Annotated in this window: 20 protein-coding genes and 1 tRNA gene; 3 read left to right on the plus strand and 18 right to left on the minus strand. The window is 68.4% G+C overall.

Annotated features, from left to right (window positions below; all coding sequences use genetic code 11):
• Positions 1-34 precede the first annotated feature (34 nt).
• The 7 genes from scpA to ACXJ1Y_RS04915 all read right to left on the minus strand — a co-directional run bounded on the left by scpA (position 35) and on the right by ACXJ1Y_RS04915 (position 8,855).
• On the minus strand, positions 35-2,212 hold the full coding sequence (gene scpA, locus ACXJ1Y_RS04885; RefSeq protein ID WP_463849016.1) for a methylmalonyl-CoA mutase: 2,178 nt from the start codon (positions 2,210-2,212) through the stop codon (positions 35-37).
• 55 nt (positions 2,213-2,267) lie between these two features.
• Positions 2,268-3,032 carry an SURF1 family protein gene (locus ACXJ1Y_RS04890; protein WP_463849017.1) on the minus strand — a complete coding sequence of 255 codons (765 nt, stop codon included), beginning with the start codon at positions 3,030-3,032 and terminating at the stop codon, positions 2,268-2,270.
• Positions 3,033-3,040: 8 nt separating this feature from the next.
• Entirely contained in the window at positions 3,041-3,436 is a 396-nt protein-coding gene (gene cyoD / locus ACXJ1Y_RS04895; protein WP_463849018.1) for a cytochrome o ubiquinol oxidase subunit IV, read from the minus strand.
• Positions 3,433-4,065: a cytochrome o ubiquinol oxidase subunit III gene (cyoC, locus tag ACXJ1Y_RS04900; RefSeq protein WP_463849019.1), complete on the minus strand. Its 633-nt coding sequence runs from the start codon at positions 4,063-4,065 to the stop codon at positions 3,433-3,435. Before cyoC ends, cyoD begins: the two co-directional genes overlap by 4 nt.
• Before the next feature lie 4 nt (positions 4,066-4,069).
• Positions 4,070-6,070 carry a cytochrome o ubiquinol oxidase subunit I gene (cyoB, locus tag ACXJ1Y_RS04905; RefSeq protein ID WP_463849020.1) on the minus strand — a complete coding sequence of 667 codons (2,001 nt, stop codon included), beginning with the start codon at positions 6,068-6,070 and terminating at the stop codon, positions 4,070-4,072.
• A 106-nt stretch (positions 6,071-6,176) separates the two neighbouring features.
• Complete coding sequence (gene cyoA, locus ACXJ1Y_RS04910; protein ID WP_463850036.1) at positions 6,177-7,307, minus strand: ubiquinol oxidase subunit II; 1,131 nt, start codon at positions 7,305-7,307, stop codon at positions 6,177-6,179.
• A 210-nt stretch (positions 7,308-7,517) separates the two neighbouring features.
• A complete protein-coding gene (locus ACXJ1Y_RS04915) occupies positions 7,518-8,855 on the minus strand; it encodes an MFS transporter (RefSeq protein WP_463849021.1) in 1,338 nt (445 codons plus the stop codon).
• Between the two features lie 376 nt (positions 8,856-9,231).
• On the opposite strand from ACXJ1Y_RS04915, the gene ACXJ1Y_RS04920 reads away from it, so the two are divergent.
• Positions 9,232-11,451 (plus strand): glycosyltransferase family 2 protein, encoded by a 2,220-nt coding sequence (locus ACXJ1Y_RS04920; protein ID WP_463849022.1) that lies wholly within the window; start codon positions 9,232-9,234, stop codon positions 11,449-11,451.
• A 128-nt stretch (positions 11,452-11,579) separates the two neighbouring features.
• Positions 11,580-13,412: an HAD family hydrolase gene (locus ACXJ1Y_RS04925; protein WP_463849023.1), complete on the plus strand. Its 1,833-nt coding sequence runs from the start codon at positions 11,580-11,582 to the stop codon at positions 13,410-13,412.
• On the opposite strand, the gene ACXJ1Y_RS04930 is transcribed toward ACXJ1Y_RS04925, so the two are convergent.
• Entirely contained in the window at positions 13,375-15,474 is a 2,100-nt protein-coding gene (locus ACXJ1Y_RS04930; RefSeq protein WP_463850037.1) for a glycosyltransferase family 2 protein, read from the minus strand. The two genes, ACXJ1Y_RS04925 and ACXJ1Y_RS04930, sit on opposite strands and share 38 nt — an antisense overlap.
• Positions 15,475-15,476: 2 nt before the next feature.
• Positions 15,477-16,523: a hypothetical protein gene (locus tag ACXJ1Y_RS04935; protein WP_463849024.1), complete on the minus strand. Its 1,047-nt coding sequence runs from the start codon at positions 16,521-16,523 to the stop codon at positions 15,477-15,479.
• Between the two features lie 305 nt (positions 16,524-16,828).
• Here ACXJ1Y_RS04935 and ACXJ1Y_RS04940 point away from each other — a divergent pair.
• A tRNA-Val gene (locus ACXJ1Y_RS04940) sits at positions 16,829-16,903 on the plus strand.
• Positions 16,904-16,914: 11 nt separating this feature from the next.
• On the opposite strand, the gene ACXJ1Y_RS04945 is transcribed toward ACXJ1Y_RS04940, so the two are convergent.
• From ACXJ1Y_RS04945 to ACXJ1Y_RS04985, 9 genes are all read right to left on the minus strand, one after another.
• The gene (locus ACXJ1Y_RS04945; protein WP_463849025.1) at positions 16,915-17,457 is read right to left on the minus strand and encodes a hypothetical protein; all 543 of its coding nucleotides are present in this window, start codon (positions 17,455-17,457) and stop codon (positions 16,915-16,917) included.
• Complete coding sequence (locus tag ACXJ1Y_RS04950; RefSeq protein ID WP_463849026.1) at positions 17,433-18,260, minus strand: hypothetical protein; 828 nt, start codon at positions 18,258-18,260, stop codon at positions 17,433-17,435. The genes ACXJ1Y_RS04945 and ACXJ1Y_RS04950 overlap by 25 nt, the downstream gene beginning before the upstream one ends.
• A complete protein-coding gene (locus ACXJ1Y_RS04955) occupies positions 18,257-18,448 on the minus strand; it encodes a hypothetical protein (protein WP_463849027.1) in 192 nt (63 codons plus the stop codon). The genes ACXJ1Y_RS04950 and ACXJ1Y_RS04955 overlap by 4 nt, the downstream gene beginning before the upstream one ends.
• 508 nt (positions 18,449-18,956) lie before the next feature.
• A complete protein-coding gene (locus ACXJ1Y_RS04960) occupies positions 18,957-19,091 on the minus strand; it encodes a hypothetical protein (protein WP_279597657.1) in 135 nt (44 codons plus the stop codon).
• Between the two features lie 63 nt (positions 19,092-19,154).
• Complete coding sequence (locus tag ACXJ1Y_RS04965; protein WP_463850038.1) at positions 19,155-22,259, minus strand: efflux RND transporter permease subunit; 3,105 nt, start codon at positions 22,257-22,259, stop codon at positions 19,155-19,157.
• A gap of 56 nt (positions 22,260-22,315) precedes the next feature.
• Positions 22,316-23,584: an efflux RND transporter periplasmic adaptor subunit gene (locus ACXJ1Y_RS04970; protein ID WP_463849028.1), complete on the minus strand. Its 1,269-nt coding sequence runs from the start codon at positions 23,582-23,584 to the stop codon at positions 22,316-22,318.
• A gap of 112 nt (positions 23,585-23,696) precedes the next feature.
• A complete protein-coding gene (locus ACXJ1Y_RS04975) occupies positions 23,697-23,918 on the minus strand; it encodes a hypothetical protein (RefSeq protein WP_463849029.1) in 222 nt (73 codons plus the stop codon).
• A 100-nt stretch (positions 23,919-24,018) separates the two neighbouring features.
• Positions 24,019-24,717 carry a L,D-transpeptidase gene (locus ACXJ1Y_RS04980; RefSeq protein WP_463849030.1) on the minus strand — a complete coding sequence of 233 codons (699 nt, stop codon included), beginning with the start codon at positions 24,715-24,717 and terminating at the stop codon, positions 24,019-24,021.
• 32 nt (positions 24,718-24,749) lie between these two features.
• Positions 24,750-26,114: an adenylate/guanylate cyclase domain-containing protein gene (locus ACXJ1Y_RS04985; RefSeq protein WP_463849031.1), complete on the minus strand. Its 1,365-nt coding sequence runs from the start codon at positions 26,112-26,114 to the stop codon at positions 24,750-24,752.
• Positions 26,115-26,168 lie beyond the last annotated feature (54 nt).

A 26,168-nucleotide genomic window follows, 5' to 3' on the forward strand; every position in this document is an offset into this window, starting at 1 on the left:
CGCCGCGCCCGCTTCGGCGGGCGGGGCGTGTACCTTACTCCGCCGCTTCCCGCGCCTCGTAGCCGAGGCGTGCGTTCAGCTCGCGGATCAGGTGCACCGCCGCCTCGGCGATGACCGTGCCTGGCGGGAAGATCGCCGAGGCGCCGGCCGCGCGCAGCGCATCGTAATCCCCCGGCGGGATCACGCCGCCGACCGCGATCATCACGTCGTCCCGGCCCTGCTCGGCCAGCGCCGCCTTCAACTCCGGCACCAGCGTGAGGTGGCCCGCCGCCAGGGAGGAGACGCCGACGATGTGCACGTCGTTCTCCACCGCCTGCCGCGCGGCCTCGGCCGGGGTGGCGAAGAGCGGCCCGATATCCACGTCGAAGCCGAGGTCGGCGAAGGCCGAGGCGATCACCTTCTGGCCGCGGTCATGCCCGTCCTGACCCATCTTGGCGACGAGGATGCGCGGGCGGCGCCCATCCGATTCCTCGAAGGCCTCGACCAGGGTGCGCACTTCCTCGACCACCGGCGACATGTGTCCCACCTCGCGCTTGTAGACCCCGGAGATCGAGCGGATCTCCGCCCGGTGGCGGCCCCAGGCCTTCTCCAGCGCCTCGGAAATCTCGCCCACCGTCGCCTTGGCGCGGGCCGCGTCCACGGCGAGTTCGAGCAGGTTGCCGCTGCCCTCGGCGGCCTTCGTCAGGGCGTCGAGCCGGCTCGCGACATCGGCCTCGTCGCGCTCGGAGCGCAGGCGCTTCAGCTTGTCGATCTGCAGGCGGCGGACATTGCCGTTGTCGACCCGCAGCAGCTCGATCGCCATCTCGTCGTCGGCCCGGAACTTGTTCACGCCGACGATGGTCTGGCGGCCGGAATCGATCCGCGCCTGGGCGCGGGCGGCGGCCTCCTCGATGCGCAGCTTCGGGATGCCGGCCTCGATCGCCTTGGCCATGCCGCCGAGCCCGTCGACCTCGCGGATATGCTCCCAGGCGCGGGCCACCATGTCGGCGGTGAGCTTCTCGACATAGTAGGAGCCGCCCCACGGATCGACGATCCGGGTGGTGCCGCTCTCCTGCTGCAGGAACAGCTGGGTGTTGCGGGCGATGCGGGCCGAGAAGTCGGTCGGCAGGGCCAGCGCCTCATCGAGCGCGTTGGTGTGGAGGGACTGAGTGCCGCCTTGCGTCGCCGCCATCGCCTCAATGTTGGTGCGGGTGACGTTGGTGAACACGTCCTGCGCGGTGAGCGACCAGCCCGAGGTCTGCGAATGGGTGCGCAGCGCCAGGGACTTGTCGGATTTCGGATCGAACTCCTTCACGAGCTTGGCCCAGATCAGGCGTGCCGCCCGCATCTTGGCGACTTCCATGAAGAAGTTGGTCGAGATCGCCCAGAAAAACGACAGGCGCGGGGCGAACTGGTCGATGGTCAGCCCGGCCGCGAGGCCCGCCTTGATGTACTCGACGCCGTCGGCCAGCGTGTAGGCCAGTTCGAGGTCGTTCGTCGCCCCGGCTTCCTGCATGTGATAGCCGGAAATCGAGATCGAATTGAACTTCGGCATGTTCTTCGACGTGTAGGCGAAGATGTCCGAAATGATCCGCATCGATCCCTTGGGGGGATAGATGTAGGTGTTGCGGACCATGAACTCCTTGAGGATGTCGTTCTGGATCGTGCCCGCGAGCTTGCTCGGCGGCACGCCCTGCTCCTCGGCGGCGACGATGTAGAGGGCGAGGATCGGCAGCACCGCACCGTTCATCGTCATCGACACGGTCATCTCATCGAGCGGGATGCCCGAGAAGAGCGTGCGCATGTCGTAGATCGAATCGATCGCCACGCCCGCCATGCCGACATCGCCGGAGACGCGGGGATGGTCGGAATCGTAGCCCCGGTGAGTCGCGAGGTCGAAGGCCACCGACAGGCCCTTCTGCCCGGCCGCGAGGTTGCGCCGGTAGAAGGCGTTCGAATCCTCGGCCGTGGAGAAGCCGGCATATTGCCGGATCGTCCAGGGCTGGGTGACGTACATGGCCGGGTAGGGGCCGCGCAGGAACGGCGCGAGGCCCGGCCAGGTGTTCAGGAACTCGATGCCCTCCCGGTCCTGTGGCCCGTAATGGCCCTTCACCGGGATGCCCTCGGGGGTCATCCACGGCTCGCCCACGGGGGGAGCCGCGACGGCCAGCGGATCGCCGGCAAGAGCCCCGGACAGGGGCAACGTGGCGAAATCCGGGATGCGGGAGGTCATGGCGTGACTCGTGTCCGTTCTTGTCAGGCCATTATAGCCGGGCGTTCGGCGCGGGCTACTCCCCGAAAGTCAGGCTCTCGCGCCGCGTGACGCGCCGATAGACGAAGAAGCCGCCGAGCATCAGCGCCAACCCGTACCACGTGACCGCATAGACGAGGTGGCTGTTCGGGAAGGACACCACGGTCAGGCCGCCGAGGGGAAGCCCGCCGGGATTCGGCGCGGCGTCCGCATCCACGAAATAGGGGGCGACGTCGGAGAGCCCCCGGGCGGCGGCGATGGCGGCCACGTCCCGCGAGTACCAGCGATTCGCCGCCGGATCGTTGGCGCGCAGGAAGGCGCCGCCGGGTTCGGTGAGGCGCAGGAGGCCCGTGACCGTCACCGCCCCCGCGACCTGCCCCTCGGGCCGGCTCGCCGGATCCTTCCGGTCCCCCGGCACGAAGCCGCGGTTGACGAGGACGAGGCTCCCGTCCTCCCGCCGCAGGGGCGTGAGCACCCAGAAGCCGGCGCCGTACTCGGTCACCGCCTGGACCCACGTCTCCCGGTCGTGGAGGAACCGGCCGGAGAGGGTGACGTGCCGGTAGGCGTCGTCGGGGCCGACCTGTGCCCATGCGGCGGGGGAGGGCGCCGACACGGCGGGCGCGTGGACCCGCGCCTCCGTCCGGGCGATCAGGTCGAGCTTCCAGGCGCGGCGCTGGACCTGCCACGTCCCGAGGCCGATGAGGGTCAGGAACACGAACGCCGCCCCGAGGCCGAAGACGACCCGGCGGAGCGGCGTGGGAGCATGGGCGGGGGCGACACGGCCGCCCCCGGGACGTGGCACGGGGCCCGTCACCGCATCTTTTGCAGCAGCTCGTGGTGGGCCGCCGGCATCATGTTCCGGTTCATATGGTACATGACCCACACCGAGCCGGAGAGCAGGATGGCGACCAGCGTGACGGTGAAGATCATCGCCATGAAGGTCCAGCCGCCCTCGGACTTCGTGTTCATGTGCAGGAAGTAGACGAGGTGCACGACCATCTGCACGCCGCCGAGGACCAGCACCACCAGCGTCGTGACGAGGCTGTTGTCGAGGGTGTTGCCCATCACCAGCCAGAACGGGATCACCGTCAGGATCACCGACAGGACGAAGCCCGTGACGTAGGCCTTCACGCTGCCGTGGCCGCCCTCGGTATGGGCAGGGCCGTGGTCGGGCGCGCCGTGAGCGTGGGTGGCATCCGCGCTCATTCGAGCACTCCTATCAGGTAGACGACGGTGAACACCCCGATCCAGATCAGGTCGAGGAAGTGCCAGAACATGGACAGGCACATCAGGCGGCGCTTGTTGGCCGCCACGAGCCCGTACTTCTGGACCTGGATCATCAGGGTCACGAGCCAGAGGATGCCGAACGAGACGTGCAGCCCGTGGGTCGAGACCAGGGTGTAGAACGAGGAGAGGAAGGCACTGCGCCACGGGGGCGCGCCCTCATGGAACAGGTGGACGAACTCACGGATTTCCAGCGCCACGAAGGCGACGCCGAACAGGCCGGTGACGGCCAGCCAGAGCTGCGTCCGGCGCTGGTTGTCCTTGTCCATCTCCAGCATGGCGAAGCCATAGGTGATGGAGGAGAACAGCAGCATCGCGGTGTTCACCGCGATGCCCGTGAGGTCGAACAGGTCCTTCTGCGAAGGCCCCGCCGCGTAGTTGCGCCCGAGCACGCCGTACGTCGCGAACAGGGTCGCGAAGATCAGGCAGTCGCTCATCAGGTACAGCCAGAACCCGAGCATCGTCGAGCCTTCGCTGTGGTGGCCTTCCTCGTCCATGGCGAAGAAGACCGGCGCAGCCGTACCGGGCGGTGCGGTGTCGGTGTGCATCATCGGATTACGCCAGCTCCAGTTCGCGCATCCGCTTGGCCTCTTCCCGCGAGACCGTCTCGGCGGGGATGTAGTACTCGCGGTCGTAGTTGAAGGTGTGGACGATGGCCGTGACGATCAGGGCCACGAAGGACAGGGCGGCGAGCCACCAGATGTACCAGACCATGGCGAAGCCGCAGATGAAGCTCAGCGCCGCCAGGATCGCCCCCGCCGCCGTGTTCTTGGGCATGTGGATCGGCCGGTAGCCGCCGGTCGGCCGGCTGAAGCCGCGGGCCTTCATGTCCCACCACGCGTCGGAATCGTGCACCACCGGCGTGAAGGCGAAGTTGTAGTCCGGCGGCGGCGACGAGGTCGACCATTCGAGGGTCCGGCCGCCCCACGGGTCGCCGGTCAGGTCGCGCAGCTCCTCGCGGCGGCGGATCGAGACCACGAACATCATGATCTGGCTGCCGATGCCGCAGGCGATGAGCACCGCGCCGAAGGCCGCGACCATGAACCAGGGCTGCAGCGACGGATCGTCGAAATGCTGCATCCTGCGGGTCACGCCCATCAGGCCGAGCACGTAGAGCGGCATGAAGGCGACGTAGAAGCCCGTGACCCAGAAGCCCAGGGACATCTTCCCCCAGAACTCGTCCAGCTTGAAGCCGAACGCCTTCGGGAACCAGAAGGTGACGCCCGCGAACATGCCGAACAGCACGCCGCCGATGATCACGTTGTGGAAGTGGGCGATCAGGAACAGCGAGTTGTGGAGCACGAAGTCGGCCGGGGGCACGGCGAGCAGCACGCCCGTCATGCCGCCGATGACGAAGGTGACGATGAACGCCACCACCCACATCATCGGCACCTCGAACCGGATGCGGCCACGGTACATCGTGAACATCCAGTTGAAGATCTTCGCCCCCGTCGGGATCGAGATGATCATCGTCGTGATCCCGAAGAACGAGTTCACGTCGGCGCCCGAGCCCATGGTGAAGAAGTGGTGCAGCCACACGAGGTAGGCGAGGATGGTGATGACCACCAGCGCGTAGACCATCGAGGTGTAGCCGAACAGGCGCTTGCCGCAGAAGGTCGAGGTGATCTCCGAGAACACGCCGAAGGCCGGCAGGATCAGGATGTAGACTTCCGGGTGCCCCCAAATCCAGATGAGGTTGAAGTACAACATCGAGTTGCCGCCGAGGTCGTTCGTGAAGAAGTGCATCCCGAGGTAGCGGTCGAGGGACAGGAGCACGAGAACGGCGGTGAGGATCGGGAAGGCGGCCACGATCAGGATATTCGTGCAGAGCGACGACCACACGAAGATCGGCAGCTTCATCATGGTCAGGCCCGGCGCGCGCATCTTCACGATGGTCGCGATCAGGTTGATGCCCGAGAGCGTCGTGCCCACACCGGCGATCTGCAATGCCCAGATGTAGTAGTCGACGCCGACACCGGGGCTCATCGCCGCCCCCGACAGGGGCGGGTAGGCGAGCCAGGTGGCGCGGGAGAACTCGCCGACGAAGAGCGAGACCATCACCAGCATGCCGCCGGACACGGTCATCCAGAAGCTGAAATTGTTCAGGAACGGGAAGGCCACGTCGCGGGCGCCGATCTGCAGCGGCACGGCGAAGTTCATGAGCCCCGTGACGAACGGCATCGCCACGAAGAAGATCATGATCATCCCGTGAGCGGTGAAGATCTGATCGTAGTGGTGGGGCGGCAGGAAGCCCTGCTGATCGCCGAAGGCGACGGATTGCTGCGCGCGCATCATGAGCGCGTCGGCGAAGCCGCGCAGCAGCATGATCAGCGCGAAGATGCAGTACATGATGCCGATCTTCTTGTGGTCGATCGACGTCACCCAATCCCGCCACAGGGGTCCCCAGAAGCGGAAATAGGTGATCGTGGCGAGCACGGCCAAGCCCACCACCGCCACGCCGGCGAAGGTGCCGATGAGGATCGGCTCGTGATACGGAATCTGGTCGAGCGTGAACCGCCCGAAGATCAGCTGCTGGAGATTGACGTTATCGAACATTGAATCCGACCGTTCAGAAGGTTCGAAGGCGACCGTCGCGTTGGATCTAAGATATCCTTCGCGCCGGCCCGCCTCACTGGTTCACTTCGTCACTGGTTGAGTGGCGTCACTGACTGATCTGCTTGGGAGCGACCTGCCCGCCATCGGGCGAACCGCTTCCGGTCTCAGGCTTTGCTTTTTCCGGCGCCTCGCCCCGCGAGTCGGGGTTGCCCATGTCGGGGCGCGGCTTCATGCCCTCCGGCTGCGTCTGCCCATGCGCCCCGGTCCCGGAGGCCGGCCCCGTCGCGCCCGGCGCCTCGTGGCCTTCCCGGGCGAAATGGTTGTCGTATTGCAGCCGCTTGTAGTTCTCCTCGCCCTCCGGGCCGGACTGGCCGCCCCGGGCGTCGATGGCCATCATCTCCGACATGCACATCTGGCCGGGCCGCGTGCACAGGCCGACGATCTTGCCGTAGAGGCCCTCGGCATAGGACTTGTAGTAGCGGGCCGGCTCGGACTCCGTCGGCTCGGAGAGCTTCAGGTACGCGTCCTGGTTGAGGTCGGAGCCCTCGGCCTTGGCCTTGGCGACCCAGGCGTCGAAGTCCTTGTCCGCGACGCCGCGGAACTTGAAGAACATGTTGGAGAAGCCGGCGCCGCTGTAATGCGCCGAGCGGCCTTCCGAATCGACGGCCTTGTTGACCACCGCATGGAGCTTCGTCTCCATGCCCGGCATGGCGTAGATCATGCCGGCCAGCGTCGGCACGTAGAACGTGTTCATCACGTCCGTCGCGGTGATCTTGAACGTCACCGGCCGGTCGACCGGGATGGCGAGCTCGTTGACCGTGGCGATCCCGTATTGCGGATAGAGGAACAGCCACTTCCAATCCATGGCGATCGCCTCGACCTGCAGCGGCTCGACATTGGCCGGCAGCTCGCGCTTGGCGTCCAGGCGGGTCAGGGGCCGGAACGGATCAAGGGTGTGGGTGCCGATCCAGGTCAGGGCGCCCAGCGCGATGATGATGAGGAGCGGCGCCGTCCAGATCAGCACCTCGAGCTGGGTCGAGTGGTGCCAGTCGGGATCGTAGACCGCGTCCTCGTTCGTCGCCCGGAAGTGCCACGCGAAGAACAGAGTGCAGGCGATCACCGGCACGATGATCAGCAGCATCAGGCCGGTGGAGGCCAGGACGAGGTTGCGCTGCTGCTCGGCGATGAAGCCCGCCGGCTGCATCACCACGAGGTTGCAGCCGCCGAGCAGGGTCATCAGCGGCGGCAGCGCGATCAGGGGCGCGCAGCGGCGCAGGAGGCTGCGCCGCCGGGTGTCGGCCAGGGTCGTCCGGTCCGGTCGAAGGGTCGAAGAACTCACTGCTCTCGTCTCGTCATCCCGTGCCGCAGGCGCGGCATCGCCGACCGGCGGAACCGGCCCCTCACACAACTTGGCGGCGCGGCCGCACCCGGAAGGCGCGGCCGGGCCTCACATCTGGCGCAACTCGGACCGGTCGATGAACAGCGCGCCCAGGGAGCAGACCGCGCCCGAGAGCAGGTACACGCCCACGACAGCGAGGCCGAACTGCTCCGACAGGTAGAGGGCGACCAGCGGGGCGAAGCCCGCGCCGAACAGCCACGCGAAATCCGAGGTCAGCGCCGCGCCGGTGTAGCGGTAGCGCTTGCCGAGGCGGGCGGTGACCGCGCCGGAGGATTGCCCGTAGGCGAGGCCCAGCAGCATGAAGCCGGTGGTCACGTAGATGGTCTGGCCGATGGCGCTCTCGCCGAACAGCAGGGGCGCCAGGATCGAGCCGAAGGCGAACAGGCCGATCAGGCTGGCGCTCATGATCAGGGCGGAGCGGCGGCCGATCTGGTCGGCGATCAGCCCGGAGGCGGCGACGGCGCCCGCGCAGATGATCGCCCCGGAGAACTGCACCATCAGGAACTCGCCCGGCGACCGGTCGGTGTTGTTGAGGGTGAGCCACGCGATCGGGAAGATCGTCACGAGGTGGAACAGGGCGAAGGCGGCCAGCGGCACGAAGGCGCCAAGCAGCACGTCCTTCAGGTGGTGGCGGAACAGGTCCAGCACCGGCACCGGCTGCAGCCGGTCGCTGTCCATCATGCGGGCGAACTCGTCCGTCGCCACGAGGCGCAGGCGGGCGAAGAGCGCCACGACGTTGATGGTGAAGGCGCAGTAGAACGGGAAGCGCCAGCCCCAGTCGATGAAGTCCTCCGCCGAGAGGTTCACCAGGAAGAAGGAGAACAGGGCGCTCGCCACCATGAAGCCGACGGGCGCGCCGAGCTGCGGGATCATGGCGTACCAGCCGCGCCGATCCTTGGGTGCGTTGAGCGCGAGCAGGGAGGCGAGGCCGTCCCAGGCGCCGCCGAGCGCCAAACCCTGCATCACCCGCAGGGCCGCCAGCAGGTAGACCGACGCAATGCCGATCGAGTCGTAGCGGGGCAGGAAGCTGATCGCGGCGGTGGAGCCGCCGAGCAGGAAGAGGGCGGTGGTGAGCTTCACCCCGCGCCCGTGCCGCCGGTCGATCGCCATGAACAGGGCGGTGCCGAAGGGGCGGGCGATGAAGGCCAGGGCGAAGATGCCGAAGGCGTAGAGCGTGCCGGTATGGGCGTCGACGAAGGGGAAGAACACCTTCGGGAACACCAGCACGCAGGCGATGCCGAACACGAAGAAGTCGAAATACTCGGAGGCGCGCCCGATGACGACGCCCATGGCGATTTCGCTGGGCGCGACCCGGTGGTCGCCCATGGCGCGCTGTGCGTCGCGCTCGAGACCGCTGCTCGAAGAGATGGATGTGTTCGCGCTCATTCGCCGGCTGTCCGCCCCCGTCGCCCGTTGCGATTCCGACCGGGATTGCCTCTTGCTGCATGTCCGCCCGCACTGCAACCTTCATTGCAAGCATAGCGGCTCCGCTCGGACCTCACCCCCTTGGGGAGGCCGCCTCGCGCGCGACAATGTGCTCGTGCCAAGCTGGTGAGGCTGACAAAGGTGATCTGTCCGCCGCATTTTGACTTTGCAGGGGTTACACACTAGCAGACCCGGCGAGAAGGCATGGCCCCGCGCTCTGGGCGACGGTTTGGGGTCAGTTGGTCTGCGTGAGCCGAAACAGTGAGGGCGGGCCTCGCCTCGGCCTTTATCGGCTGCTGCCTCCCTCGGTGAGACGCACTGAGGTCGAGGGGGGCATTTGGTTCGCATCATCGGCAAATTGCTTGGGAAGGCGGCAAGCCGCAGGCGGCGCGACGCTTCCGTGATCCTACAATCACGCCTTTTCGACGAAACGTTCTACCGGGGCCAAGCGACCCAGGTTGGCCGGCGCTCCGCCCTCAAGCATTTCGTCCGAGCCGGCAACAAGGAACCCTACTGGCCGAACCCGTTCTTCGATCCGCAATGGTATCTGGAGGCCTATCCGGATGTGCGCTCTACCAAGCGCAATGCCCTCGCGCATTATGCGGAGCACGGTGAGGCCGAGGGCCGGCAGCCGAACGCTCTGTTCAGCCCGGCCTGGTATGCCACGCGCTACGGCTTGCCCACTCGTGCAGGAGCGCTGAAGCATTACCTGCATGTAGGCCGGTTCGCGGGCGTAAAGCCAACCGCCTCCTTCAATCCCACTGCCTATCTCGCCGCGAATCCCGGCCTCGATTCGGCCGACGCCTTCGCCCACCGTCTCTCAAAGATGGAGGACGGCCATGCCGGCGCAAGCCGGAGAGGCGACGGCTCCCAAAGGTTCGGCGCCATGACCCACGTGGCTGTCGAACCCTATTGCTACGTCGCCCCCCTCGAACCCGTGGATCTCACCCAGCGGATCGACAGGCTTGCCTGCCGGCCGTCGTTCTCCGTCGTCACGCCCGTCTACAACGTCGCCCCCCGCTACCTCGAAGCCGCGATCGCCTCAGTCGTCGAGCAATGGTACCCGAATTGGGAACTCGTCCTCGTGGACGACGCGAGCACCGACCCCGAGACCCGCGCCTGCCTCGACCGGATCAACGATCCCCGGATCACCGTTCGACGCCAGGAGCGCAACGGCGGCATCGCAGCGACGACTAACGCCGCTCTCGACCTAGCCCGGAACGATTACGTTGTTTTCCTCGACAACGACGACACACTGACCCCGGATTGCCTCTACGAGTTGGCGCGGGCAATCGCGGAGACGGGCGCGGATTACCTCTACAGCGATGAGGACAAGATCGACGCCGCGGGCGCCTCGTCCTCCCCGTTTTTCAAGCCGTCATGGTCGCCAGACGCCATGATGAGCATCATGTATACCTGCCACGTGTCCTGCGCACGCCGCGCACTCGTCACGGAATGTGGCGGCCTGCGTTCGGCCTACGACGGGGCTCAGGATTACGACTTTGTGCTTCGCCTGACGGAGAGGGCCAAGTGCATCGCACACGTGCCGAAGGTGCTCTATCATTGGCGGATCCTGCCCTCTTCTCTGGCGGGGAGCACAGCGGCCAAGCCCTACGCGCATGATGCGGTGCGGCGCCTGAAGGAGGACGCGCTACAGCGGCGCGGCCTGACCGGCACGGTCGAGCCGGTGGACACGATGCCGGGGCAGTACCGGGTCAACTACCATCCCCGGCGCGGGACGCGGGTTTCGTTGATCGTGCCGACGCGCAACAATGGCAGGTTAGTCGAGGCCCTGGTCGCTTCCGTCCGTGCGAAGTCGACCTACCCTGACGTCGAGATGCTCGTCATCGATAACGGGAGCACCGAAGCGGAGACCTTAGAGATACTCGCGCGCCTCGCCGCCGAGGGCGTGGTAATGCGCACCGACTCGCGGCCCTTCAATTATTCGGCCCTGAACAACGGCGGCGCGGCGACGGCCCGGGGGGATGTCCTCGTGTTCCTCAACGACGACATGGAAGTTGTCACGCCGGACTGGATCGAGCGCCTAGCTGGCTACGCCCAGGTGCCACATGTTGGCGCCGTAGGGGCCCGCCTGCATTACCCTAGCGGCCAGATCCAGCATTGCGGCCTCGTGAACCTCGGCCACGGGCCGGGGCACGCCTTCTACGGCTGCGAACCCGGGCATCCACGATACTACGGCCGCGATACGCTGGAATACGACTGGATCGCCGTCACCGGCGCCTGCCTCGCCATCGAGCGCAGAAAGTTCGAGGCGGCCGGAGGCTTCGACGCCACCCTGCCGATCGCCTACAACGACGTCGACCTCTGCTTCCGCCTCGTCGAGATGGGCCTCTACAACGTCGTCTGCCAGTCGGTGCAGCTGATCCACTATGAATCGGCGTCCCGCGGTGCGGATGAGAGCCCGGCCCGCCGGGCGCGATTGCGGACCGAGGCGCGGCGGCTCTATGCCCGTCACCCGCATTTCCTCGGTCACGATCCGTTCTTCAGCCCGAACCTGCATCCGAACGACGTCAACTTCGTACCAAACCCCAATTGAGGTCTCCGGCCACCGCGAGACTAGAAACGATGTCCGGAGACAGCATGAGGGTTGTGTCAGGTCAGGAAGGGCCCGGCGGAAACGCATTGGGCTCATCCATCGCGGCAGCCTGCGCTGGGGCGCGTGTCGTGTCCTTCGACGTGTTCGACACCCTGTTCTACCGGCTCGCCCCAGAGCCGGAGACCGTGTTTGACCTCGTCGGCGAAAAATTTGGCATCTTCGGCTTCCGGGATCTGAGGATGACGGCGCAGGTCGCGGCCTTCGCGGCCATGCACACGCGCCATGAGCGTGAGGTGACGCTCGACGGGATCTACGATTGCCTGCCCGACCTCGGCACACCGTCGGAGACGCTGAAACGCGCGGAATGGGACTTCGAGCTCTTGGTCCTATGCCCCAATCCCGAAGTGGTCGCCGCTCTCACGCTCTGCCGGGAACGGGGGCAGATCTGCGTCGCCACGTCGGACATGTACCTCCCGCGTAACTTCTTCAATAAACTTTTCGCCAAGCACGGGATCGTCCTCGATGGCGTGTTCGTGTCGGCGGAGGAACAGTTGACGAAACGCGACGACGGCGCCCTGTTTCGGCACGTCTGCACCCAAACAGGCGCATCGCCGGGTGAGGTCTGCCATGTCGGCGACAACCCGTTCTCGGACGTGCAGCGGGGCGGAGAGCAGGGCCTACGCACTTACCTCTATCGCCCAGCTATCCCCGTGCCCGCCGCCTTCGATCCGGGGAGCATCGGCCGCAATGTTCAGGCCGCCGCCGTGGCGGGAATGGGCAGGGCCCATGTCTTCGAGCCCGGCCGCTCGACATGGTGGCGTTACGGCTATTCCTTCGGCGGCCCGGCGATGCTCGCCTTCGTCCGTTGGCTGCGGGCCCGGGCCGAGCGGGACCGCCTCGACCGCCTGCTGTTCCTGTCGCGGGACGGCTTCACCTTGGAGGCGTTATGGCAGCCGGCGCCCGTTCCGGCTTCCTACTTCCGGTGTTCCCGGGTCGCCCTGACCCTCGCCTCGATCGATGAGACAAATTTCGACGATTACATGCCCTTCCTGATCTCGGGATCGGACGGCCTGTCGGTGCGTGACATCTTCGATCGGATCGACGTGCCGCCACCCGGGCTCGCTCTCCTCGCCCGGCTCGACCTGACGCCGGAGACCCTGTGCGGGCCAGAGACGAATGTCGCGTTCATGCAGGCGATCAGTGCTTGGCGCTGGCAGATTCTCAAGGTCTGCCGCGAGAATCGCCGCGGCCTGCACGCCCTCTGTCATCAGGCGGGCTTGCGCCACGGAGAGCGGGTCGGCATCGTGGATGTCGGCTGGGGTGGCAGTACGCAGGATTGCTTCGCGACAAGCGTCTGCGCGCTGTTCGATATTTATCTTCGCGGCTACTACTTCTGCATGAGGCCGGGGGCTCATGCCGTCCGGCCCCACCTCGTCATGGACGACTTCGTCGGCGAGCTTTTCAGCGAGGCGGTCAACGGGCGAATCTTCGACCAGCGCGTCGCCGTAGAATTGTTTTTCTCAGCCCCGCACGATTCCGTGATCGGCTACCGCCTTCGCCCCGACGGCACAGTTGCTTTTGTCGAAGACCCGGGTCGGGGATGCGATCCACGGGCCAATGAGATCGCGGCCGAAATTGATCGGGGCGCCCGCGCCTTCGTCGCGCGGGCGGAGCCGTTCTTCAGGTCGCTACCGGTAGAGCCGGGGGAGGCGGCCCTGCTCAATCCCTTGATCGGCCTTGCGACCGAGCCGGAGCCGGAGGACGCCGAGGCTCTCGGGGGAATCCGCAACTTTGACACCTGGGGAAGCAGCGTTGGGTTACAGAGTTACATGGCCGCGATCGGCGATGGCTCTGGATTCTTGCGCGGCGACGGCTGGCCGGCCGGGGTGGCGGCCCTTCTCAGGGGCCAGATGATGGCCGGCATCACACCCGGTAATGGGCCGAATTCCGGGACAGGTTGACGTTGTAATAGGGGTCGGCGCGCAGCTGCGCGCCCCAGCGGCCGAGCATCACCCGTGTCTCGGCCTCGAACCGCGCCTTCTTCTCGGGGGTATCCTCGGGGCCGCGGCTCTTCGATTCGTGGTGGATCAGCTTGGCGAAGGGCGTCCACACGATCCGGTAGCCGGCCTCGCGGATCCGCAGGCAGAGATCGACGTCGTTGAAGGCGACCTTGAGCGCCTGCGCGTCGAACCCCCCGACCTCCGCGAACACGGCGGCGCGCATCGCGAGGCAGGCGCCCGTCACCGCCGAGACCTCGTGGGCCAGCACCATGCGGGCGAAGTAGCCGGGGTCGGCATCCGGCATGCCGAGATGGCTGTGGCCGGCGACGCCGTCGATGCCGAGCACGATGCCCCCGTGCTGGATCGTCCGGTCGGGGTAGAGCAGCTTGGCGCCCACCGCCCCGATCCCCGGCCGCGCCGCCTGCCGCACCATCTCCGTGAGCCAGCCCGGCTCGATCACCTCGATGTCGTTGTTGAGGAACAGCAGGACCGGGCCGGCCGCCGCCGCCGCGCCCCGGTTCGACAGGTCGGAGAAGTTGAACGGGCCGGGGACGGGCACCACCCGCACCCGGGGCTCGGCCGCGAGGCCGGCGAACAGGGCCGCCGTGTCGGGCTCGCGGCTGTCGTTGTCGACGATCACCACCTCGATGTCCGGGTAGTCGGTGGCGCCGAGCAGCCCGTCGAGCGTCACCGCCAGCAGGTCCGCCCGGTCGCGGGTCGGGATGATCACCGAGACCTTCGGCGGGGGCGAGGGCAGGGGGTGGACGAGGCGGTTGAACCCCTCCGGCCCGCGCTCGGCGCGGGCGCCGAGGGGCGCGGCCGCCTCCTCCAGGGCGCGCAGCCGCGCCGCCTCGCTCCTGGCCAGCGCCCGGTCGGAGAAGGTGCCGGAGCCCCCCGCCGCGCGCCAATGGTAGAGCACCCGCGGCACGTGGCGGATGCGCGCCGGATCAAGCCCCGCCGTCAGGCGCAGGAGCAGGTCGTGGTCCTGGCTGCCCTCGAAGCCGGGACGCAGCCCCCCCGTCGCCCGCAGGGCGTCGGTGCGCATGGCCGTGAGGTGGTTGATGTAGTTCTGGCCGTAGAGCAGCTCCCGGTCGAAATCCGCCTTGAAATGCGGCTCGAACCGGCGCCCCCGCCCGTCGATCTTGTCCTCGTCGCTGTAGACGAGGACGAGGCCGGGATCCTCGCGGGCGGCGCGGACGACTTCGTAGAGGGCGTCGGGCGCGAGGACGTCGTCGTGGTCCATGAAGGCGCACCACGCGCCGCCGGCCATGGCCAGCGCGTCGTTGGTGGCCCGCGCGATATGGCCGTTCTCCGCCCGCCGATGGACGCGGATGCGCGGATCGGCGGCGGCGGCGCGGGCGAGAAGGCGCGCGACCGCCGGATCGGTCGAGGCGTCGTCGACGGCGCAGAGCTCCCAATGGGGGTAGATCTGCGCCCGCAGGGAGGCGAGGGCGGCCCGCAGCACCGTCGGGGCAGGGTTGTGGACCGGCATCAGCACCGACACGAGGGGTGGCTCGCGCCACGTGGCGATCTCGGCGGCGAGGGCGGCCCATTCCGGTCCGCGCCTGCGATGGGCGGCGATCCAGCGGGGATAGCCGGTCTCCCGGCGGCCGTTCAGGGCACGCTCCATCAGGCCCCGGGCACGGACCTTCTTGCCGAGGAGGCGCCATTTCAGCGCCGTGAGGGCGAGGCCGGGGGCCCGCCGGAGGGCGCGCAGCATCAGGAACGGCCGGGCGAGGCGGCGCAGGCGCGTCTCACGCAGGGTCGAGGGCATCCGGCCGAGGCGGGTGCTGATCCTCAGCTCCACCGCCTCCGGCGGCACGCGCCCGGTCCAGAGGTAGGCGCCGCCGCCGAGGGATTCCTCGTGCAGCAGCGTGCCGGGGCGCCCGTCCGGGCCGATGAAGGCCAATGCGAAGCCCGCCGCCTCGGCGGCCGGATCGTCCGCGAGGCGCAGGTCGACCCAGCGGCCGCGCAGGGACGCGACCGGCAGGCGCAGGCCGTCCGGCCCCTCGGCGAGGGCCATCCTCACGCCTTCCAGATCTTGTCGACCGTGTCCTTCACCGCATCGGTGAGGGCGATGTCGTAGACCAGCATCTCGTGCACCGCCTTCACCGAGCGGAGCCGTTCCGCGAGGGCGAGGGTCTCGGCCGGCAGGGGGGTGGCGGCGGGGACGGGGATGTCGAGGCCCAGCCGGTCGATGAGGGTCGAGGCGAAGGCCTCGAACCGCTCCCGGTGGCCGACGATGCCCACGCGGGCGATCACCTCGATGGCGGCGATCGAGTGGCCGGGGAACAGCCGGTCCTCCGGCATGCGGGTGGCGAGCTGGCGGATCAGCGGGTTGTAGAGCAGCCGGTAGGCCGGCTCGGGCAGCATGCGGAAGTAGCGCTTCAGGCTGCGCAGGTCGGTCAGGTCGTAATCCGCCGAGAACAGCGCGGCCTCCGCGAGGGGGCCGAGGCGCCAGCGCCGGGACGGGTCCGCCCCCTCGGCCGCCCGGCTGCGCAGCCACAGCATCCGCATCGCCATCTCGACATAGGGATCCTGGACCAGGATGCTGGTGAGCATCATGTCCGGCATCATGAAATGCTCGTAGCGGGGCACGATCAGCGCCCCGGACAGGAACAGCGAGGGCATGATCTGGCTGCCGAGAATGCTGGTGAGCACCTCGTCGGTCAGCCGGTGCAGGCCGAAATGGCTGTGCCGGAAGAACGGGAACAGGGCCGTCTGGAACGTGGTCTCGGGCTCGATCCCGGTGTTGATGAGCAGGAAGCGCTGCTGCACCATCCCTTCGTCGGGAAGGCGGCGGTAGACCCGGACGTTGGTGTCGGAATCGTAGAGTTCGAGGTCGGCCATCCCCGTGATGCCGGGCACCTCCTCCTCGGTGAGGCGGAAGGTGCACTGGCCGGTGGAGTGCCAGCCGAACTGCTTGAAGTTCTCGTCCACCAGGGCAGCGGGCACGTCCGCGATGCGCCGCCCCCCGGCCGAGACGGCGACCCGGCTGACGGCGAGGGGATTGTCCGGCACGATCCAGCCCTGGATCAGGTTGCCCGTATCGCAATCGATGTGGAAGCGCATGCTCCGAAACTTCAGCCCACCGGAACCGGGTCCGGGCCTCGGCCGGTGCTCGGCGACGGATTACAGGAGCGGGCGGGTCTCCACAATACGAGACGCCCCCGCCGGGCAATCGGGAAAACCGGCTTGCGCCCCCCGCCGCCAGCGGCTATAGCCCCCGCCCACCGGCACCCAACGGTTGCCGGCCCGGACTCGTCGCTCGGTGGAAGGGCAGACCCTTGACAGGGTCGGGCAATTCTCCGAGACGCACCCGATCCGGCTGGACTGTTTCGAAGCGTTCGGGTTCATCGTATCCGAGCGGTCGAGATGGAGACGTAGCACAGCGGTAGTGCATTCCCTTGACATGGGAAAGGTCACAGGTTCGATCCCTGTCGTCTCCACCATCCGTCCACGCTCATGGTATCAGCGAGCCCGGCGGCGCCGACGCCCTCAGGACTGCCATCACCGCCTCCGGTGAGACGGGGCAGCCGGCCGGCACGATGACCTTCACGGCCAGTTCGTCGATGGCCGGCATCCGCTCCCCCATCAGCCGCGCCGAGGCCAGCCGCGCGAGATAGATCGCGTTGAGGCGGATCGTGATGAACCGGCTGTCGAGGAGCCGGCCCCGATAGACGTAGGCGACGCGGTCCGTCGGCCCGGGACGGCCGACGAGGGACGGATCCGGCTGGTAGGGACTGGCCTGGACGAAATCGACCGCGATCGGCGCGGCGCACTCCGCGACGCGCATCGTGAGGGGCCCGGCGGCGGCGCGGGGCCACAGCCCTCCCATGCCGAGATCGACGGGGCCGTCGGAGGCCTCCCGTCCGTCCCGATGGCCGGGAGGCGGCTGGCGCCGGGAGACCTCGACCCGGACCACCAAAGACGCGACGACGAGGGCGCAGAGCAGCGCGAGGCCGCCCCGCGTCCAGGGTGTCAGCGGCGCGGCGCGAGCCGGCATGGGCCTCTCTCGACGCGGAGCAGGATGGGGACGATGGCGGCCGCGACCGAGCCCAGCGCCACCACGGTCGCGCCCGCTCCGTCGTGCCAGAACAGGTAGGCCTCCCGCGAGGGCAGCATCGCCAGGATGCGCGTGACGTTGACGGCGACCACGAGGCAGGCGCTCACGCCGAGGGCGCGGATGGCCGCCGCATCCGCAGGGTGCCGGGCGATCTTCAGGATGGAGAGCCAGATCAGCACCGTCAGCGACAGGTTGTGGAACGAGGAGCACCCTTCCAGGAGGACGACCGACCAATCGCCGCGCACGGAGATCCGGGCGCCATCGACGGCGATGCCGTCGAAGAGCAGGCGTCCGAACCGGTGGATGACGGCGACCTCGAACACCTCGATCAGCTGGTAGGCGAGCTTGAAGAGCAATTTGCCCCACAGTTCGTAGACCGACAGCGCGAGCCACATGTGGCTGAGGTCGCGCAGGAGCCGGTCGGACCGCCTCGCGAGGAGGAACCACATCCCGGCGAGGGTCGTGGCCAGGTAGACGCCGTGATGTTCCGGCACGAACCACGCCAGCGCGGACACCGACAGGACCACGAGGTCGGTGCGGCCGAGGACGGCGCGGGGGCCGGAGAGGACCAGCGACACGCAGGCCGCCAGCCCGAACGCTTCACCGATGTTGAATTCGACGAGATGCTGGGCGGTCTGCGCGGTTTCGAGGAGGTGCCGTTGCGCGACGGCGGACAGGACGGTGCCGCAGGCGAAGACCAGCAGGGCGCTCCCGGCCGCCCCGAGCCGCGCGGCGGCGCTCAAGCCGGGCGATCACGCCGCCGCCGCAGGAGCGCGACGGTCGCCCCGACGAGGAGCAGGGCGAGGCCGGCATTCACCTCCGGCGAGGGCGCCCCGCCGAAGCCGCCTCCGCTGAAGCTCGACCCTCCGCCGCCGCCGGAACTCGCCTCGAACAGGGCCGCCCCGAAGGGACGGCTCGGCGTGCGGTTCACCGCAGCTCCGTCCAGAAAACCGCCAGGTGCCGGGGCGGCGGACACGCGCGTTACGGCGAGGGGCGAACCGGACGAGAACAGACGCGGGTCGGCGCCGACGGTCTGGCTGACCGATTGGCTCGATGAAGGATGACCGCTTCCGGCAGTCACGGGACTGCACAGGCACAGCCCGACTTCATTGAAAAAGCACGTACCTACGTAGTTCATGACAAAAACTCAGAAAAAATGTCATGATGACACTAATCATCCGAACCGAAATCAGTCGCAACCCTTAAGCGACGTTAACGATGACGAGTCACAGGTAAGTTCAACGGACGATCGCGACGCAACACACGAACGGCCGAGCTTTGGCGAGACCTGAGACGGAATCGCGGCGCCAATACTGGGGCGCGGGCCACCGGGCTTTCGCCGGGCCCCGGAAACGGCAAAGCCCGCCGCGGCGGAAGCCGGGCGGGCTGCGGGGGCAGGGCGGGCTGCGGGGGCAGGGCCTGGGGTCAGGCCGCGCGGGTCAGATCAGATAGACGGTGCCGGCGGCCTTGAAGGCCTTGGGGCAGTTGCTGCCGTCCACGAGCCTCTGGGCTTCGGCGAGCGTGAGCTGCCGTGACATCGCCACTTCCGCCAGGGTCATCCACTTGCTGGTCATGCCGGGTCCTCCCGTTCCGCGTTTGCAGCTTAACGAGGATGGACGGGTTTTGTTCAGGGCCGGTCACTCCGCGGCGCGCAGGGCGGGGGGAGCCTGCGGGTTCGCCGGCTTCGGATCGTCGAGGGCCGCGTCCACATTCTCCGGCTTGTCCCGGAAGGACAGGCGGTGCGCCAGCCGGTCGAGGTAGATGTAGATCACCGGGGTCGTGAAGAGCGTCAGGATCTGGCTGACCGCGAGGCCGCCCACCATGGCGTAGCCCAGCGGCTGCCGGATCTCCGAGCCGGTGCCGGTGGCGAACATCAGCGGGATGCCGCCGAGCAGGGCCGCCATCGTGGTCATCAGGATGGGGCGGAAGCGCATCAAAGCCGCCTGCCGGATGGCGACTTCGGGGGTCAGGCCCTCCTCGCGCTCGACCACGATGGCGAAATCGACCAGCATGATGCCGTTCTTCTTCACGATGCCGATGAGGAGGATGATGCCGATCAGCGCGATCAGGCTGAAGTCGAACCCCGCCGCCATCAGCACCGCGAGCGCGCCGACGCCGGCGGAGGGCAGGGTCGAGAGGATCGTGAGCGGGTGGATGAAGCTCTCGTAGAGGATGCCGAGGATCAGGTAGACCACGAACAGGGCCGCCAGGATCAGCAGCGGCACCGTCGAGAGGGATTGCTGGAACGCCTGCGCGGTGCCCTGGAAGCCGCTCGTCACGGTGGCCGGCACCTGCAGGTCCCGCATCGCCCGGCCGATCGCGTCCGTGGCCTGCCCCAGCGCCACGTCGGGGGCGAGGTTGAAGCTGATCGTCACCGCCGGGAACTGGCCCTGGTGGTTCACGGCGAGCGGCGCCACCGGATCGGTCGTCCAGCGGGCGAAGGCCGCCAGCGGCACCTGCCCGCCGCCGACCGGCGCCTTGATGTAGATCCTGTCGAGGCTCTCGACGCTGCCCTGCAGGGCCGGCAGCACCTCCAGCACCACGTGGTAGCTGTTCAGCTGGGTGAAGTACTGCGCGATCTGGCGCTGGCCGAACGCGTCGTAGAGCGTGTCGTCGATGAGCTGGGGCGTGATGCCGTAGCGCGAGGCGGCGTCGCGGTCGATCGACAGCGTGAGCGTCGTGCCGCGCGTCTGCTGGTCGGTGGCGACGTCGCGCAGTTCGGGCAGGGTCTTCATCGCGTCGAGGATGCGCGGCGCCCAGGTGTTCAGCTCGGCGAGGTCCGGGTCCTGCAGCGTGTATTCGAACTGCGTCCGCGAGGTGCGGCCGCCGGTGCGCACGTCCTGCGTCGCCTGGATGAAGGTGCGGATCCCCTCCACCCGCTCCAATTGCGGCCGCAGCCGGCTGATCACCTGGAACGCGTTGGCGTCGCGCTCGTCGCGGGGCTTGAGGGCGATGTACATGCGCCCGGAATTGAGCGCCTGCCCGTTGCCGCCGAGCGACATGCCGAGCCCGGCCACCGCCGGATCGGCCTGGACGATGGCGCCGACCTTCTCCTGAAGCGCCTTCATGGCTGAGAAGGAGATGTCCTGCCCCGCCTCGGTGACGCCGATCATGAAGCCGGTGTCCTGCTGCGGGAAGAAGCCCTTCGGGATGGCCACGAACAGGTAGCCGGTCAGCCCCAGCGTGGCGAAGAAGACGAGGAGCGTGACCCGGCGGAAGCGCAGGGCGACGTCCAGCGCGTCGGCATAGGCCGCCAGCAGCCCGTCGAACGCGGCCTCGCTCATCCGGTACAGCCGGCCGTGGCGCTCGGCCGAATGCGGCTTGAGGAGCCGCGAGGCCATCATCGGCGTGAGCGTCAGCGACACGAAGGCCGAGACCGCGATGGTCATCGACAGGACGACGGCGAATTCGCGGAACAGGCGGCCGATGATCCCGCCCATCAGGAGGAGCGGAATCAGCACCGCGATCAGCGAGACCGAGATCGAGACGATGGTGAAGCCGATCTCGCCCGCGCCCTTGAACGCGGCCTCCATGGGCCGCATCCCCTCCTCGATGTAGCGGCTGATGTTCTCCAGGACGACGATGGCGTCGTCCACCACGAAGCCGACCGAGATGGTCAGGGCCATCAGGGAGAGGTTGTCGAGGGTGTAGCCCGCCATCCACATCAGCGCGCAGGCGCCGAGCAGGGCCAGCGGCACGGTCACGCTCGGGATCACCGTCGCCCAGAAGCTGCGCAGGAACACGAAGATCACGCCGACGACGAGGGCGATCGTCAGGATCAGGGTGAACTGCACGTCCTCGACCGAGGCGCGGATCGTCTGGGTCCGGTCGCTGAGGATGCCGATCGTGATGGCGGCCGGCAGGGTGGCGGTCAGGCGCGGCAGTTGCGCCCGGATGCTGTCCACCGTGTCGATGACGTTGGCGCCGGGCTGCTTGAACACCACGAGGAAGATGCCGCGCTTGCCGTTGGTCCAGCCGGCCTGCTTGGTGTCCTCCGGGCCGGCGACCGCCTGGCCGACGTCGCGCACGCGCAAGGGGGCGCCGTCGCGATAGGCGATGATGACGTCGTTCCAGTTCTGCGCGGCGGTGAGCTGGTCGTTGGCGTAGATCGTGTAGCTGTGGCTGCCGCCGTCGATGCTGCCCTTCGGGTTGTTGACGGTGGTGAGCGTCAACTGGGCCCGCACGTCCTCCAGGGACAGGCCCTTGGCGACGAGCTTGGCGGGGTCGATCTGGACGCGCACGGCCGGCTTCTGCTGGCCGCCGATGAACACCTGCGCGACGCCGGAGATCTGGCTGATGCGCTGGGCGAGCTGCACGTCCACCGCGTCGTCCACGTCGATCAGCGGCATGGTGTCGGAGGTGGCCGACAGCAGCAGGATCGGTGAATCGGCCGGGTTGACCTTGCGGTAGGTCGGCGGGGTCGGCAGGTTCTTGGGGAGCTGGCCGCTGGCGGCGTTGATCGCCGCCTGGATGTCGCTCGCCGCGCCGTCGATGTTGCGGTTGAGGTCGAACTGCACCGTGACCGTCGAGATGCCGAGCGAACTCGTCGAGGTCATCTGCGAGACGCCGGGGATCTGCGAGAACTGGCGCTCCAGGGGCTGCGCGACGGAGGAGGCCATGGTCTCCGGGCTGGCGCCGGGGAGCTGGGCCGTCACCTGGATGGTCGGGAAATCCACCTGCGGCAGCGGCGCGACGCCGAGCAGCGGATAGGCCACCACCCCGAGGAACAGGATGCCGACCATGATGAGCGTGGTCGCGACCGGGAACCGGATGAACGGCGCCGAGATCCCGCCCTTCGTCACCGGATCGTCTCCGTCGGCGTCAGCGCCTGCGCGGTGTGGGCGGCACCGTGCGGATCGGCCACGAGGCTACCCTCCTGCACCTTGTACTGGCCGGCGACGATCACCCGCTCGCCGGGCTGGAGATCCCCGCCGAGGATCCGGGTCCGGCCCGAATCCGAGCGCCCCGCCTTCAGCGGGCGCGGGTGCGCCCGGTTCGCCTCGTCCACGACGAAGGCGAACAGGCCGTCCGGCCCGTGCTGGATCGCGTTGTCGGGAACGGTCGTGGCCTGGGCCACCGTGCCGACGCGCATCCTGGTCGAGACCGACAGGCCCGGCCACAGGGCGTGGGTCTTGTTCTCGTACACGGCCTTGAGGCGGATTGTGCCGGTCGCGGTATCGACCTGGTTGTTGAACAGGGCGAGCTTCCCGTCGGCGAGCTTGGTGAGCCCGTCCGAGGTCCAGGCCTCCACGGGCACGTCGCCGGCCTTCAGGGCCGCCGTGATCGCAGGCAACTGGTCCTCCGGCGCCGTGAAGACGACGAAGATCGGCTCCACCTGCGTGATCGTCACGATCGGGGTCTGCCCCGCCGCCGTGACGATGTTGCCGATATCGACCTGCCGGAAGCCCGTGACGCCGTCGATGGGCGCGCGGATCGAGGCGTAGCCGACCTGCGTCGTGGCGTTGTCGATGGCGGCCTGATCGGAGGCCACCTGCGCGGTCAATTGGGCGACCAGCGCGGTCTGCGTCTCCAATTGCTGCCGGGAGGCGTAGGCGCCGAGGCCGGCATAGCGCGTCTGGTCGGCCTTGGCGTTGCCGAGATTGGCCGTGTCCTGGTCCTTCTTGGCCTTCGCCTGATCCAGCGCCGCCTGATAGGGGCGCGGATCGACCTGCACCAGGAGATCGCCCTTGTGGACGGTCTGGCCCTCGCGGAAGGCGACCTGCTGGATCTCGCCGTCGACGCGGGTGCGCACCTGAACCGTGTTGTAGGCCTGCACGGTGCCGAGGCCGTTCGTGACGAGGGCGAAGGGCCCTTGCTCGACCATCCCGAGGGTGACGGGCACGGGCAGCGCGGCATTCGTCTTGGGCTTCGCCGGGGGCTGGGACCAGCGGGTGTAGCCGTAGGCGCCACCGCCGGCCCCGACGAGCAGGAGCAGGATCAGCCAGCCCGCGCGGGCGCGTTTCGGGGCGGGTCCGGTCGCCGGACGGCGCGCGTCGCCGTCGCCCCGGTGCGCCGTCGCCGCGTCCGGACGAGGGGCGTCGCGCTCATGCCCGTCTTCACTCAGCATCCGCCGGTTTCCGCCCGTTGACCCGTCCGCCCCGCGAACCGCAAGTATTCTGCATGCAATCGCAGACTTGTCACAGTTCGGTGTCCGGGATGTTTCTGGGGCGTCGGCGGCCTCAGGACGGGCCGGTCTCCAGGCGGTAGACCTCGAAGACCGTATCCCTCCACCGGAACCAGCGCTGGCCCGTCATCCGGTCGAATCCGTTGATGCGGCCGGACTTGGCGATGGACCGGACCAGGCGATTGGCCAGGGCCACGCTGTCGATGTCGTAGGCGATCAATTCCGGAGGGCGCCGGATGTCGCCTTTACGCTCCATGATGAAGATCGAGTGCGGCATGTCTGTCACCGGCAAACGACGTGGTGCCGATCAACATACAACTTCTGAGCGAGTTCAGACGCGCACCCGACAGGGTTAAGGGAGTCTCACCCGCCCGCCTTCAGGCCGGCAGGACTACCACCTTCGTCTTCACCGGGGTGCGGGCATAGAGGTGGATCATGTCCTGGCTGAGCAGGCCGACGCAGCCGCTGGTGATGCCGCTGCCGATCGTCTCCGGGTCGCTCGTGGCGTAGATCGTGTAGAGCGTGTAGGCGCCGTTCTGGTAGAGGTGCAGGGTGCGGGCGCCCAGCGGGTTGTCGAGGCCGCCCGGCATGCCGCGGGCGTATTTCGCGGCCTCCGGCTGGCGCTTGATCATCTCCTTGGGCGGCGTCCAGACCGCCCATTCGGACTTGCGGCCGACATAGGCGTCGCCGCTCCACAGGAAGCCGTCGCGCCCGACATTGGCGCCGTAGCGGGTCGCCGCGCCGCCATCCTCGACCCGGTAGACGTAGTAGTTCTTCGGATCCACGATGATCGTGCCGGGCGCCTCCTTCGTCTCGTAGGCGACCGTCTTGCGGTAGTATTTCGGATCGACCTTGGCGATGTCGACCGCCGGGATCGGGAACTTCTCCTGCGGCAGCGGCCCGTAGAGGCTCGCCGCCTCGGCGCGGCTCGTCGAGTCGGAGGTCTTGCAGCCGCCGAGCGCCAGGGTGCCGAGGCCCATGGCCGAGCCGGCCAGGAACGACCGGCGGTCGAGCCGCCCGTGCGATGCGGCGGCGCCGCGTGCGGGGGCGCTGCCCCTCCGCCAATCCAGGATCATGGTCGTCGTCGTCCCGTGTGCGGCCTGCCGGCCTACGTCCCCACGGGGTAAAGCCTGCCGCCGGCCGGTTCAATTGACAAGCTTGTCGCTCGCGCCGGCTCCAGGGCCTCGGCCGGGGTGAGATAGGCCATGGCCTCCGTCCGTCCCCGCAGGGGCGCCCGGCTCACCTCCCGCCAAGGGCCTAAACCTTCGCCGACGCCATCGCCGGCGGCCGCCAGGACGGCCTCCGAGACGAGGATCGGGACGCCATGCGCCTTCGTCGCCTGCTCCAGGCGGGCGGCGACGTTCACCGTGTCGCCGAGCACCGTGAATTCCAGGCGCATGTCCTCGCCGATGATGCCGCAGAACAGGTCGCCGTAATGGATGCCGACGCCGATGCGGATCGGCGCCCGGTCCTCGCTCCGGGCGTTCCAGCGCTCGATCACCGCGACGAGGTCCCGGGCGAAGGTCAGCGCCCGGGCCGCATCGTCCGGACGCGGCTCGGGCAGGCCGAACACGATCAGGGCGCCGTCGCCGATGAACTTGTCGACCACCCCGCCGCGCAGGCGGGCGACGCGCATCACCCGGCGCCGGAACGCCGTCAGGAACTGCGAGAGGGCGTGCGGGTCGAGGGTCTCGGCGAGGGCGGTGGAGCCGCGCATGTCCACGAAGGCCACGGCGGCGTTCTGCCGTCGCCCGGCGCGCAGGCTGTCGTCCTCGTCGGCGAGGCGGTCGGAGAGTTCCTCCGGCAGGAAGCGGGCGAGGTTGGCCCGGCGCCCTGCCTCGCGGATCGCGGAGGCCGCCAGCACCACGAGGAGCACGACGAGGGCCGCCATGGTGATCCAGATGGCGAGGGCGATCCGGGAGACCAGCGCCTGCCGGGTATCGAGGAGGACGGCCTCGTGGGCCTCCATCGCGCGGATCAGGGCGCGGATCGCATCCATGCTGCGCTTGCCCTGGCCCTCCCGCACGAGACGGGCGCTGCCCGCCGCGTCGCCGCTCCGGCGCAGGGCGACGCTGGCGTCGAGCTCCCCGTCGAACCGGGCCGCGAGGTCGCGCAGGCGGTCGAGCTGGGCGAGCTGCTCGGGATTGTCGCGGACGAGGTCGCGCAGGCGGTCGAGGTCGCGGTTGAAGGCGGCGCGGCCCGCCAGGAACGGCGCGAGGAACGCCTCGTCCCCGCTGATCACGTAGCCGCGCTGCCCGGTCTCGGCGTCCTGGAGCGCCGACAGGGCGCGGGCGAGGCGCCCGTCCACCTCGATCGTGTGGCGCACGGCGTCGCTGCCGTGCTGCTGGTACAGGAAGCCGGCGACGGCGAAGGCGGTCATCAGGATCAGGGCGGCGAAACCCGCGCTCATCCATGTGACGGTCCCCGACCGCACGATGGTGAAGCGCAGCATCGCGTTCCAGAAACGACTCACGGCAGAAGCCCCCCGGCATCCGGGCAGCCAAGCCCGGCCGGACCCTTCGGTTCC

This window comes from Methylobacterium sp. TK26 (assembly GCF_055361565.1).

Excerpts from the sequence above, each read along its gene's own strand:
- scpA (WP_463849016.1), bottom strand. The coding sequence starts at position 2,212 with ATGACCTCCCGCATCCCGGATTTCGCCACGTTGCCCCTGTCCGGGGCT.
- cyoD (WP_463849018.1), bottom strand. The coding sequence starts at position 3,436 with ATGAGCGCGGATGCCACCCACGCTCACGGCGCGCCCGACCACGGCCCT.
- cyoC (WP_463849019.1), bottom strand. The coding sequence starts at position 4,065 with ATGATGCACACCGACACCGCACCGCCCGGTACGGCTGCGCCGGTCTTC.
- cyoB (WP_463849020.1), bottom strand. The coding sequence starts at position 6,070 with ATGTTCGATAACGTCAATCTCCAGCAGCTGATCTTCGGGCGGTTCACG.
- cyoA (WP_463850036.1), bottom strand. The coding sequence starts at position 7,307 with ATGACCCTGCTCGGCGGCTGCAACCTCGTGGTGATGCAGCCGGCGGGC.
- ACXJ1Y_RS04915 (WP_463849021.1), bottom strand. The coding sequence starts at position 8,855 with ATGAGCGCGAACACATCCATCTCTTCGAGCAGCGGTCTCGAGCGCGAC.
- ACXJ1Y_RS04930 (WP_463850037.1), bottom strand. The coding sequence starts at position 15,474 with ATGGCCCTCGCCGAGGGGCCGGACGGCCTGCGCCTGCCGGTCGCGTCC.
- ACXJ1Y_RS04935 (WP_463849024.1), bottom strand. The coding sequence starts at position 16,523 with ATGCGCTTCCACATCGATTGCGATACGGGCAACCTGATCCAGGGCTGG.
- ACXJ1Y_RS04945 (WP_463849025.1), bottom strand. The coding sequence starts at position 17,457 with ATGCCGGCTCGCGCCGCGCCGCTGACACCCTGGACGCGGGGCGGCCTC.
- ACXJ1Y_RS04960 (WP_279597657.1), bottom strand. The coding sequence starts at position 19,091 with ATGACCAGCAAGTGGATGACCCTGGCGGAAGTGGCGATGTCACGGCAG.
- ACXJ1Y_RS04965 (WP_463850038.1), bottom strand. The coding sequence starts at position 22,259 with ATGGTCGGCATCCTGTTCCTCGGGGTGGTGGCCTATCCGCTGCTCGGC.
- ACXJ1Y_RS04970 (WP_463849028.1), bottom strand. The coding sequence starts at position 23,584 with ATGCTGAGTGAAGACGGGCATGAGCGCGACGCCCCTCGTCCGGACGCG.
- ACXJ1Y_RS04975 (WP_463849029.1), bottom strand. The coding sequence starts at position 23,918 with ATGCCGCACTCGATCTTCATCATGGAGCGTAAAGGCGACATCCGGCGC.
- ACXJ1Y_RS04980 (WP_463849030.1), bottom strand. The coding sequence starts at position 24,717 with ATGATCCTGGATTGGCGGAGGGGCAGCGCCCCCGCACGCGGCGCCGCC.